This is a genomic window from Vibrio sp. 10N.222.52.B7 (genome assembly GCF_041474275.1).
GTDB lineage: Bacteria > Pseudomonadota > Gammaproteobacteria > Enterobacterales > Vibrionaceae > Vibrio > Vibrio crassostreae_C.
This window is the reverse complement of the sequence record NZ_JBFRTU010000029.1, coordinates 24,539-32,853: the sequence shown is the minus strand read 5'-3', so window position 1 is coordinate 32,853 and position 8,315 is coordinate 24,539. Positions and strand designations below refer to the sequence as shown.

The window sequence follows — 8,315 nt, the reverse complement described above, 5'->3', positions numbered from 1 at the left end:
GTAGAGACAAAAACGCCGCTCATTTGAGCGGCGTTTTTTTATTCAGCAATGATATTGATGTTAGCCCATGTAGCCTTTCACACCATCGAGGAACATTTGCGTCGACAGCATAACCAACAACAAGCCCATCAAGCGTTCGATGGCTTTAAGCCCTCTCTCTCCCAGCACTCGCAGGAAGAAGCCATTAAACATCAGAATGAAGAAGGTAGCGCCCCAAGCCAGCATCACAGCCGCTGAAAGCTCTAACATATTGTCAGGGTGCTGTGTCGACAACAGAATCAATGCCGCAATCACTGAAGGGCCAGCAATCATTGGGATCGCCATCGGCACAATAAACGGTTCTTCACCCGCCGCGAGGCCAGTAATACTACCCGCACTTGGGAAAATCATCTTAATCGCGATAATAAACAGAATAATACCGCCAGAGATACTCAAGGTTTCAGGCTGCACGTGCAGGAAGTTCATGATGCTTTGACCCGCAAATAAGAACAGCAGCAAGATAACCAGTGCGAACATCAGCTCACGAATCAGAACAATACGGCGACGCTTCGGGTCAATATGCTTAAGGATAGAGAGCACGATTGGCAAGTTGCCAAGCGGGTCCATGATAAGAAACAGCATGGTTGCTGCAGATAAGATTTCCATAAGTTTGTCTCGAAAAGCGTAAGTGCGCGGAGTATAGCAGCCTCAACATTGATTTTCGAACGCAGTGATAAGCGGGTTAACTGATGCTTTTAAAAGGGGATGTTATAAGAAGGCAAATTAGCGAAAGCAGATTGAAAGGTAATGAAAAGAGTGGAGCCGAAACATGCACCCACTCTTTATTCACGAATAAAACAAGCCACTAAGAATTAGTGATTACACACACGTTCGCGGTTAGTGCAAAGCTTATCATCGACAACGACAACCTTTTCCATCTTCAAGAAAAACTTCAACAGGCTATCTAAATCCAGACCATTGAGCTTACAAGTATGGAAGCGAGCTTCTTCGCCATAGGTTTGAGCAAGCGCTAATGTTAGCTCTTCGCGAGTCAGTGGCTTTTCACTAAGCAGGTTTAAAACGTTGTGTGCGTGAATTTCAGTCGTCATAACTCAATCTCATGTTTAATGAATTACACGTAGAGTACCGAGTTTTAGCAACGCCGTTTTGATGTAGCTCAGGCTTGAGAGAGCTCTACCCTAAATAGTAATCGATGCGACGATGAATGCGTGTGCGAGAAAGTAACTGCCCGTTACCCAAAAGTAAGCGCCCTTGATTGGGCTGCGGTAACTGTTTAGCGCATAAGCTAAGGCCGAAAGGAGCAGCACGCTACAGCCAGCAAAACCGACCGCGTGTGATAACTGAGGATCCAGCAGCCAAACCTCACCAGAAGCCCATGCTAACTGAATAAGCACAATGCCCATGATGACCACGGGAAAAACGAGTTTGTCTAAGCGTGGCAGCAGTAAAAAGAAAGCAACAACGCAAGCTGCCAATAACAGCGCGAACAACCACCAAACCATTTCACCTGATAGCTGTAACCAAAAAGCTTTGCTGTAACAGAGTTGAGCCAATAAGAAGCAGACAAAATGCAGAGGGCGTTTTTGAGTGAGAGTATGAAGCACATCTGCGATCGCAGAGATAGCCAACCCCGCAACTATCCAATAGGTAAAGTCAGCCACAACCGACTGAGTTAAAGCAATTGTCGCTAATAATACAAAGGTAAATACCTTATACGATAAGGCCTGACCGATATGTCCATGTTTCGTTCCTGCTATTGCTCCGATACCAGATAAGGAAACCGCTAACCAACTCCACATACCACTTGCCCTATTGCTTTAAATCGTCGCCAGTCTAGGCACACGAGTGTTGATGTAAAGCCTCAGCCCCTCAAAATTGGATCTTGATTACGCTTCCACTAAAAAGAGTCTCTTTAGATTGAAGTCGTAACAATTACCACCATGACAATGGCCATTCGTTTAAAACTAGAACGAATCATCATAAAACCCATTCAAACTGGCATTAGAGTCGCCATACTTGAATTTTGGCCAATTCTAACCTGTCGACCCCACCAAAACCGGCCTAATTCCGTAAAATACCACACTTAAAAAATTAAAATAACCACATTTAAAGTAAATAATAACAATAACTTAAATAAACAAACTCAAAATTAATAGGAAAATAAAAACGCCAACCAAGCCTAGACTTGTAAAGTAGCCAGTTTTCTTTTTTAACGCCCAGTTTTGTCAGGTTATTTCAAGCCTCCGGTAAAAATCGCCACAAAAACCAAGCCGAAAACTTAAAAAACCAACCAAAACCAACCTAGCCACCACCAACCTCTATTAATACAGTTTAACAACCTTTAACAATATAAATTACACAAAACAACCATTACAAAACAACAAGTTAAATCAAATTAGAACAAACATAAATCACAACGAACAAATTAAGAACACACCATAAAACACAGTTAAACACTGCCAAACAAGCCAAAAACTCATAGTTTTCTACTACTTTTAAAGCTTTCGAAAGTAATTCTTGATCTAAGGCCATAAGTAGTGCTATTCTTTAAAACATAGCGAGAGACAACCAAATTTAGGAGTAGTGTTATGATTTCATCTTCGCAAAGACAAGGACTTGTAATGATCGCGGTAGTTGTAGGTCTAATGACACTACCGATGATGTACTAAGCAAGTTACAGATAAAAAAAGGGACGCCATGAGCGTCCCTTTTTTTGTTCAATTTTTTCACTTCGAAAACAGATGCAGTGTTAGCACATCCCAGTTCGCATAATAGAAACCTGCGGCAGCTAAAGTCATTGCCATCATCAGTAAGATCGCAACTCGCCAGATAAAACGACCACTACGTGGAGTCAGCTCCTTCTCACAGTCGTTACACATCATGATGAACTTATGTTGGTCTTCCAACTTAGCCTCATGTTCATTGACTACCTTATTACGACACGTTGCGATATAGCGCAGCTTGCTCACCATATCGTGCGGTAGCCTTTCTTCACAGCTTGTTACAAGCTCATGCAATCCTTCGCCTTCGGCATGATATTGAAGCCTCAATAATTTCTCTATATTGCGAGTTCTTGTCACCACTTTTTCAATATCGGTCATCTTAGCCCTCCCACTCCACACTATAATTCTAGTCGAGCATTTCCCTATTCTTATACAAAATCACTGTTATTTACGAGAGAAAGAGACAATAAATAACAATGCTTTATCCCAAACTGACCATTAAATGTGATGTCTGCCGAAAAATAATCAGCTTGGCTTACAACAGTTCACGAATAACGGCTTTAAACACATATCCCTATTGCCTGAAAGACTAGAATAACCATCACGACTACATGGAGGTTATATGCCTAATTCACTCTTTTTTGCCGTCTTTGCTCTCGCTGCTCTAGCGGCTTGGGTATTTATTGGTTTCTATCGAAAACACTCGCAAGGTGAAAATGCGCCAGAGAAGAAAGTGAATGTCACGGTGTTAGACAAACAATCGATCGACCTTCCTGACGCAGAACCGGGCCAAGAAGATCAAGAGTACTGGATTTACGTTCAACGTGGTGTGGTTGGTCCGAAGCGAGAATTCCAAGTCGGCATCCACTATTTCCACGCCCTTAACCCTGGCGACAAAGGAACCTTAACCTACCAAGGCGATAAGTTCTTACACTTTGCGTTGAAGCGCTAAACGTCAGCCGCTTCAACTGTCGTCCCTAAGCAATCCATCAGAAAGCCTTAGCAATCACCGCTAAGGCAATAACCAACGCGTTTTCTCTGACTTAGACACCAACCAGCTCATCCATAATGCGCCAGCTCCGCTGATCACAATCCATAATGGAATAACCCATGCCGGATGTCCTTGGTACCAACCAAACTCTTTCATCGGCCACAAGAAAATCGGGTGCAGCAGGTAAATACCTAAGCTGTGCTTACTGATAAAGCCAACCACTTGGTTACTCTTCTCAGACAGGCCTTCACCATAGTAACGGCATACCATGAACACCATGCTCGCGGCTAATACGGTATTCAACGTTTTGTAAGATAGCCAGCGCCCTACCGTGTACTCTTCTGCTACCAAGCTTGCATCAACCACCATGTAAACCGTGGTTAGTAACGCTAGCCCACCCAGTAACACACTCACGCCAACGGTCATCTTGTTAAGTGGCACAATCTTATACAGCAAGTAACCCAATGGTAAGTAACCGGTGTACAACCACAATTCGTGACTCCAAGGGCCATCGATTTTCAGTAAGAACAGCAATGTTGTGAACAACCATACCGCCGTAAAGGCATAGACCGATCTATCACCGTACTTTCTAACCATGATCTGCAAGAACGGAATCACAAAATAGAGTGGGATGAAGTAATAGAAGAAACCAAGGTGGTAATAGGTGTAATGATGGTAGCTATTAAGCAACACGTCCCAACTGACGTCGGCATCAAAGCCCATTGCTGACCAGCCCGACAGATAGGTATAGAAAAGCGACCAGACAATGAAAGGTATCAGTACCTTGCCCAAACGACGCTTGAGGTAGTATTTGGCGTCAAACGGGCGCTGATCACTGAGCATCAGTGCGCCAGTAATCAAAATGAACACAGGTACTGCCCAGCGGCTGAAACCGTTTACCGTAATGGCAGTAAGCCATTCACCGAAAGGAATAGTGCCCAACTCATTGCGATAAGGCGCCAAAACATGAATCGCGATAACCGCTACGGCCGCGACACATCGTGCTAAATCAAAAAAGAGAATTCGCTGCTTCATGTAAATGCCTGATTAATATTCAATCATTCTACTATAGCAATAAAAAAGCTGACCGGAATAAATACCAAGTCAGCTTAGTGTTAAAGGAGATACTTATCGCGAATTTAGCTCATACGACTCTAGCTTCTGCGACTTGAGCTCTCACAAATGAGGCTCATGTGGCTGAAGCTTATGCCGCTGAAATTTGCGGCACTTTCGGTAAACGCAGAGAGATCACCGTCGTTATCGCCAAGAATGCGAAGGAAACCCACAGACACGCAGACAAACCTGCCATTTGGAATACCAAGCCCGACAATATCGTGCCAATCAAACGGCCCATCGCGTTTGCCATGTAGTAGAAACCGACATCAAGAGAAACGCCATCGCCTTTCGCATAACTCACAATCAAATATGAGTGAAGTGATGAGTTCACCGCAAAGATGACACCAAACACCATCAAGCCACCGATAATAACTAACTCGGGTTGCCAGCCAATCTGTACCGCATAAGCGATAGCAGCGGTCACTATAGCCAGCGCACCAGCCCATAACAGCGCGGCATGGCCATCTGGCACCTTACCTTGAGCTTTACCAGTAATCTTCGGCGCTATGCCCTGTACAAAGCCATAAGCGATAGTCCAAGCAGCTAAGAAACCGCCAACCCATGAGTGATCCCAACCAAACACACTGCCTAGGTAAATCGGCAAAGCAATCACAAACCACACATCACGAGCGCCAAACAGGAACATACGTGCTGCGGATAGGATGTTGATGGATTCAGACTTAGAGAAGATCTGTTTGAACTTAGGCTTGGTTTTCGCTTTGCCCATGTCCGCTTCTAAGCTCAACACACTGCCAACGAAGACCAATGCCAACACGGCTGCCATCGCGAGCACGGCGTATTGGAAGCCAATCGTTGAAAGCAGTAAACCACCAATAAAGAAGCCTGCCCCTTTAAGCGCATTCTTAGATCCGGTCAGAATCGCAATCCACTTATAAAGCGCGCCTTGTTGTTCATCAGGAACCAGAGTCTTAATTGAGCTCTTGGCACTCATCTTATTGAGGTCTTTAGCGATACCAGACAAGGCTTGCGCCGCCATGACCCAAGGAATGGTCAGCATTGCCGTTGGCACCGCGAGCATACCCAAGGCGACGACTTGCATGCCTAACCCAATGTTCATGGTCTTATTGAGGCCAAGACGCGCCCCTAACCAGCCACCGATTAGGTTAGTCACCACACCAAAGAATTCATAGAAAAGGAACAGTGAGGCGATTTCTAACGAACTGTAGCCAAGGTCGTAAAAATACAGAACCACCAACATGCGAAGTGCACCATCAGTAATGGTGAAGTTCCAGTAGTTAAAAGTCACCAACATGTATTGGCGAACGCTCTTACTTAGATTTGAAAACATAACGCTATCTCTGCAATCTAAACAAAAAGAGCTTTTGGATCATGATAAGTTCAACACTCCAGATACCAAAAGCTCCCTGTCTAACACTGATGACTATTAGCTATTCGCTACGCCATTAATGTATTCAACCTGGATAGGTTTAGTGAAGGCACCTGGACGCAGTGCCTGCACCTCTTGAACTACCTTGCTCAAATCCCAGCCTTTTTCTAACAGTAGGTGAGCTGCGAACAAACCAGTGCGACCAGAGCCGCCCATACAATGCATTGCAACCTTGCCGCCGTTATCGACGATGTTATGTAGCTCAGGGCTAGCTGCTTGCCACTTCGCAGCAAAACCAGCACCCGGTGCACAGTCGTCTTCAATTTCGATCTGGAACCATTGCATACCTAACGCACGTGTTTTTTCACCAAGTGCCGCCACGTCTTTGCTTGCAAGCTCATGGTCATCAAGTGCTGTCACGATAGCTTCAACGCCTTGCTCTTTTAGCTGAGCCAGTGATGCATCAAGCGTTGCTTCTTTTGTGCCTGGGCACGGAGTAAGCACTAGCGCACCTTGCTCTAGGTCTAGTTGCCATGTTGGATGTATCATTATATCTTCTCCAGATTCTTATTAAGCAAGGCCAACGGTACGAACAAGCTCAGCGGTACGTGTTGCGTAACCCATCTCATTGTCGTACCAAGCGTAGATCTTAACCATGCGCTTACCGACCAACATCGTTGATAGTGCATCCACGATTGTTGAGCGTTGGTCGCCTTTGTAATCGATAGAAACCAGTGGACGCTCTTCAAAGCCAAGAATACCTTTTAGTTCATTCTGAGACGCTTCTTTCAGCATCGCGTTAACTTCTTCTGCCGTGGTGTCTTGCTTCACTTCGAAGATGATGTCTGTCAGAGAAGCGTTCGCTAGCGGTACACGAACTGCGTGGCCGTTGATGCGGTTTTCTAGCTCAGGGAAGATCTCAACAATCGCTTTGGCGCTGCCCGTCGTTGTTGGGATAAGACTCATGCCACATGCACGTGCGCGGCGTAAGTCTTTGTGCGGCGCATCAAGAATAGTTTGCGTGTTAGTTAAATCGTGAATAGTGGTGAAGGCTGCGTTCTCGATACCAAGCTTCTCGTTGATCACCTTAACCACTGGCGCGATACAGTTCGTTGTACAAGACGCTGCCGTTACGATTTTGTGTACCGCAGGGTCGAAGATATTGTCATTCACACCAACAACGATGTTTGCGATGCCTTCTTCTTTCACTGGCGCCGATACCACAACACGTTTCACGCCCTGCTCTAGGTATTTGTTTAGGAAAGAGGTCTTACGGTGAACACCTGTCGCTTCGATAACCACATCACAACCAGACCAGTCGATCGCATCGATGTCGCGCTCTTGTGTGGTCTTGATGCGCTGGCCATTAATGATCATCTCATCGCCTTCTGCAGTTACTTCGTGGTGAAAGCGACCTTGAACTGAATCAAATTCTATAAGGTGGGCCAGTGTTGTTGTGTCGCCAGCAACATCGTTAATTTGAACAAATTCTAGCTCATCCCAATCGAATGCTGCGCGAAGTGCTAGACGGCCGATACGACCAAAACCATTAATACCTACTTTGACTGTCATTTTCTGTTCTCTCAGTTAATTGCCTTCATATTTGAAGCCGCAGCGTTGTTGACTACGTTCACTTACCGGAGCGCCGGCCGCCCTAATTACATAGAGCCACTATGCTCATAGGGATAAGTTCACTTGTCGCCTAGCTGCAACTACAACTATTTCGGCATTAAGTTTTAATGTATTTAAACGCAACATACTGGGCGTGAGTTCATCGACTCTAAGCGCTCAATATCTTGCTGGTATTCAGTTTTCAAACAGTTCGATGCAATAAGGTCGTCAATTAACTTTAGCATCCAACCTGGTAAATCTTGTGACAGGCGGTAAAACACCCACTGCCCCTGGCGAACATCAATCAAAACACCGTTTGAACGCAGCTGCGCAAGATGGCGTGAAACCTTTGGCTGACTTTCTTGCAATGCCTGAGTCAACTCACCAACCGATAAGCACTCATTGCGAACTATCAACATTAAGCAACGCACTCGCGTTTCATCGGACAGTAATTTAAAAAATTGGTGAGGAAGCATAAAAACATACTCATATATGGATATGCACATACCTTAGATATAAAAAAACG

The 8,315-nt window shown here is 45.0% G+C and carries 10 protein-coding genes; 1 reads left to right on the top strand and 9 read right to left on the bottom strand.

Annotated features, from left to right (window positions below):
* Positions 1-60: 60 nt before the first annotated feature.
* The 4 genes from AB4512_RS10315 to AB4512_RS10300 form a co-directional block, all read right to left on the bottom strand.
* Positions 61-645, bottom strand: a complete 585-nt coding sequence (locus AB4512_RS10315; RefSeq protein WP_017061035.1) for a YhgN family NAAT transporter — start codon at positions 643-645, stop codon at positions 61-63.
* Between the two features lie 206 nt (positions 646-851).
* Positions 852-1,088 (bottom strand): YecH family metal-binding protein, encoded by a 237-nt coding sequence (locus AB4512_RS10310; protein WP_017066763.1) that lies wholly within the window; start codon positions 1,086-1,088, stop codon positions 852-854.
* Positions 1,089-1,178: 90 nt separating this feature from the next.
* The gene (locus AB4512_RS10305; protein ID WP_017061033.1) at positions 1,179-1,799 is read right to left on the bottom strand and encodes a lysoplasmalogenase; all 621 of its coding nucleotides are present in this window, start codon (positions 1,797-1,799) and stop codon (positions 1,179-1,181) included.
* Positions 1,800-2,726: 927 nt separating this feature from the next.
* Positions 2,727-3,101 (bottom strand): hypothetical protein, encoded by a 375-nt coding sequence (locus AB4512_RS10300; RefSeq protein WP_004736595.1) that lies wholly within the window; start codon positions 3,099-3,101, stop codon positions 2,727-2,729.
* Positions 3,102-3,345: 244 nt separating this feature from the next.
* On the opposite strand from AB4512_RS10300, the gene AB4512_RS10295 reads away from it, so the two are divergent.
* Positions 3,346-3,675, top strand: coding sequence for a DUF2500 domain-containing protein (locus tag AB4512_RS10295; protein ID WP_372174872.1), 330 nt, complete (start codon positions 3,346-3,348; stop codon positions 3,673-3,675).
* Positions 3,676-3,735: 60 nt separating this feature from the next.
* On the opposite strand, the gene AB4512_RS10290 is transcribed toward AB4512_RS10295, so the two are convergent.
* The 5 genes from AB4512_RS10290 to AB4512_RS10270 form a co-directional block, all read right to left on the bottom strand.
* Entirely contained in the window at positions 3,736-4,749 is a 1,014-nt protein-coding gene (locus tag AB4512_RS10290) for an acyltransferase (protein ID WP_017061031.1), read from the bottom strand.
* Between the two features lie 169 nt (positions 4,750-4,918).
* Positions 4,919-6,139, bottom strand: coding sequence for an organoarsenical effux MFS transporter ArsJ (arsJ, locus tag AB4512_RS10285; protein WP_029235838.1), 1,221 nt, complete (start codon positions 6,137-6,139; stop codon positions 4,919-4,921).
* Positions 6,140-6,235: 96 nt separating this feature from the next.
* Positions 6,236-6,727 carry a cyclin-dependent kinase inhibitor 3 family protein gene (locus AB4512_RS10280; protein ID WP_017061028.1) on the bottom strand — a complete coding sequence of 164 codons (492 nt, stop codon included), beginning with the start codon at positions 6,725-6,727 and terminating at the stop codon, positions 6,236-6,238.
* 21 nt (positions 6,728-6,748) lie between these two features.
* A complete protein-coding gene (locus tag AB4512_RS10275) occupies positions 6,749-7,750 on the bottom strand; it encodes an ArsJ-associated glyceraldehyde-3-phosphate dehydrogenase (protein WP_372174871.1) in 1,002 nt (333 codons plus the stop codon).
* Positions 7,751-7,923: 173 nt separating this feature from the next.
* Positions 7,924-8,265, bottom strand: a complete 342-nt coding sequence (locus tag AB4512_RS10270; RefSeq protein ID WP_017063763.1) for a metalloregulator ArsR/SmtB family transcription factor — start codon at positions 8,263-8,265, stop codon at positions 7,924-7,926.
* Between the last annotated feature and the right edge of the window lie 50 nt (positions 8,266-8,315).

Bases quoted from the DNA above. Each gene is read 5' to 3' on its own strand.
- AB4512_RS10315 (WP_017061035.1), bottom strand. From the start codon at position 645: ATGGAAATCTTATCTGCAGCAACCATGCTGTTTCTTATCATGGACCCG.
- AB4512_RS10310 (WP_017066763.1), bottom strand. From the start codon at position 1,088: ATGACGACTGAAATTCACGCACACAACGTTTTAAACCTGCTTAGTGAA.
- AB4512_RS10305 (WP_017061033.1), bottom strand. From the start codon at position 1,799: ATGTGGAGTTGGTTAGCGGTTTCCTTATCTGGTATCGGAGCAATAGCA.
- AB4512_RS10300 (WP_004736595.1), bottom strand. From the start codon at position 3,101: ATGACCGATATTGAAAAAGTGGTGACAAGAACTCGCAATATAGAGAAA.
- AB4512_RS10295 (WP_372174872.1), top strand. From the start codon at position 3,346: ATGCCTAATTCACTCTTTTTTGCCGTCTTTGCTCTCGCTGCTCTAGCG.
- AB4512_RS10290 (WP_017061031.1), bottom strand. From the start codon at position 4,749: ATGAAGCAGCGAATTCTCTTTTTTGATTTAGCACGATGTGTCGCGGCC.
- arsJ (WP_029235838.1), bottom strand. From the start codon at position 6,139: ATGTTTTCAAATCTAAGTAAGAGCGTTCGCCAATACATGTTGGTGACT.
- AB4512_RS10280 (WP_017061028.1), bottom strand. From the start codon at position 6,727: ATGATACATCCAACATGGCAACTAGACCTAGAGCAAGGTGCGCTAGTG.
- AB4512_RS10275 (WP_372174871.1), bottom strand. From the start codon at position 7,750: ATGACAGTCAAAGTAGGTATTAATGGTTTTGGTCGTATCGGCCGTCTA.
- AB4512_RS10270 (WP_017063763.1), bottom strand. From the start codon at position 8,265: ATGCTTCCTCACCAATTTTTTAAATTACTGTCCGATGAAACGCGAGTG.